Source organism: Protofrankia coriariae, from assembly GCF_001017755.1.
Lineage (GTDB): Bacteria > Actinomycetota > Actinomycetes > Frankiales > Frankiaceae > Protofrankia > Protofrankia coriariae.
In genome coordinates, this window is record NZ_JWIO01000040.1 from 31,518 (window position 1) to 33,766 (window position 2,249).

At 68.0% G+C, this 2,249-nt stretch carries 2 protein-coding genes; both read left to right on the forward strand.

The window, feature by feature from the left end:
• Window positions 1–1,129 (forward strand): Rv3169 family protein (locus tag FrCorBMG51_RS19605; protein ID WP_235433744.1); only part of this gene is annotated, 1,129 nt, incomplete at its 5' end.
• Between the two features lie 211 nt (window positions 1,130–1,340).
• Window positions 1,341–2,249, forward strand: a 909-nt coding sequence (locus FrCorBMG51_RS29910; RefSeq protein ID WP_200902517.1) for an AMP-binding protein, incomplete at its 3' end; no start/stop codon positions are given.

The window sequence follows — 2,249 nt, forward strand, 5'->3', positions numbered from 1 at the left end:
GCGGGCCGCTGCGGCTGCCGGTCGTGCTCGAGGACGCGTGAACACCCCGCTCGTCCCGCTTGACGACGAGTTCGTCCACTCGACTCCGTACCCCGTCTCGCACCCGCCGACCTCCGCGTCGAACGATCCGCGGTTCTTCGAGCGGTACTGGAACGTGTGGCACGACGACACGGGCGACCTGCTCCTGGCCGTGGGCGGCAGCTGTTACCCGGTCCTTGGCCGGGTCGAGTCGTACGCGATCGTCAACTTCCGCGGCGACCACCGCTCGGTGCGGTCCTTCCGTCCGCTGTCGCCGGAGCCGGCGGACCTCACGGTGGGCCCGATCCGCCCCACGATCCTCGCGGGGCTCCACCGCTGGCGGCACGTCCTCGAGCCGGGGGAGTGGGGCTTTTCCTACGACCTGGAGTGGACCGACACCCGCCGCCCGACGTATGGCGCCGCCTGGGGGCCGCAGGTGCAGTCCGGCGAGCGGCAGGTGACCGCAGGATTCGAGAGCTTCGGCCAGGTCGCCGGCTGGATTCAGGTCGGTGGCACCCGGGTGGACTGGGCGCCCGGCCAAGCACACGGCACCCGGGACCGCCACTGGGGCGTCGGCCGGGGCGTCGGTGGCCCGGCGCTCAACGGCGGGCGCGTGCACCGGCCCGGCTGGAAGGGCGGCATCTGGATCGACCTGCACGACGTCGGCCTCTGGGGCAGGAAGCTGCTCTACGGCTTCGACGACCCTCGCCCGGGCAGCGGCTCCGTGCACAGGATCGAACGCCGGCTGCGCTTCGAACCCGACACGCACCTGTTTCTGGCGGGAGTCATCGACCTGACCTTCGACGACGGCGCCCACCGATCCCTGCGCCTCGAGCGGCTGGGCAACCAGACCGCCTTCATGCGCTGTGGCTTCTACGGCGGCACCCCGGGCGCGGGGCTGCATCCCGGTGCGTACAAGGGCCCAGAACGGACCGAATGGGATCGATTCGATGTGAATGACCCGCACGTCCGCCTCGCTCTGCGGGGGCTGGACGAGCACCACTGCGCAGTCATCGACGGTACGAGAGCAACGACGGGCATCCTGCAACCGGTTGAGCCAGACGCGTACGAGGCCTGTCGTGAGGGTCGGCCCGGTTGGGCCCTGTGGTGACGCGGCTTTGGTGACGGGCGGCTTTGTAACCCGGAACAGGGACGTCAATGGTGCGACCCTCGTCACGGCTTCCGTTCGTGGCTACCGTGCGTCCTCACCGAGCATGCGTTCGGACGGATCGGAGATCAGGAGATCACCCGTGAGCCTGAAGTACGACTTATCGTTGATGTGCCCGGATGTGATCACGCACAATGCGCGAGTCAGCGGGGATATGGTAGCCGCCGTATTCGAGGACGAACGACTCACGTGGCGCGAGCTTGACGAGCGGACGAACCAGTTCGCCAACCTGCTGCGGGCGGAAGGGCTCGACAAGGGTGACAAGGTCGCGCTGTTCATGCCCGCGTCGCTGAACGCGTTCGTCGCGTTCTGGGGAAGCGCGAAGGCCGGATGCGTGACGGTGCCGTTGAACGTCATGCTCGACGGGGAGTCGCTGGTCCGCCTTGCGGCGGATTCCGACGCGGTCGTCCTGGTCGCCGATCCGGAGACCGAGTCGATCATCGACTCCATTCGCGCGCGGTTACCGCTGATCGGCGACTCCCGCTGGCTCACGTTCGGCACGGCCCATGACCACTGGCGGTCGGTTCCGGATCTGCTGGCCGAGTCCCCGGTCACGCCGTGCGGAGTGAAGATCGACCCGTTCGACATTATCACCATCCTCTACACCTCGGGGACCACCGGACACCCGAAGGGCATCGAGCACACCCACGTCAGCCGCATGATGTACCCGTACGGCTTCGCGATGGGACTGAAGATCGACCGCTACTCGGTCGCCGTCCTCGGCACGCCCCCGTACGCGTCCGGAACCTGGATCACGATGATCCCGACGATGTACCGGGGCGGAACGGTCGTCATCCTGCGCAGGTTCACCGCCCAGGCGTTCCTGGCGGCCGTGGAGCGCGAGCGCGGCACCCACGCCTTCCTTGTCCCCACCCAGTGGACTGCCATTCTCGAACACCCCGAGCTGCGCAACCATGACGTGAACAGCCTGCGCTGCATCGTCACATCCGGTCAGCCGATCGCCGAGAAGACGTATCACGCGCTGGAGGACGCCTTCCCGAGCGCCGGCATTCACGAGGTGTATGGCTTCTCGGAAGGATTCGCGACCCTGCGGCTGCCGGCG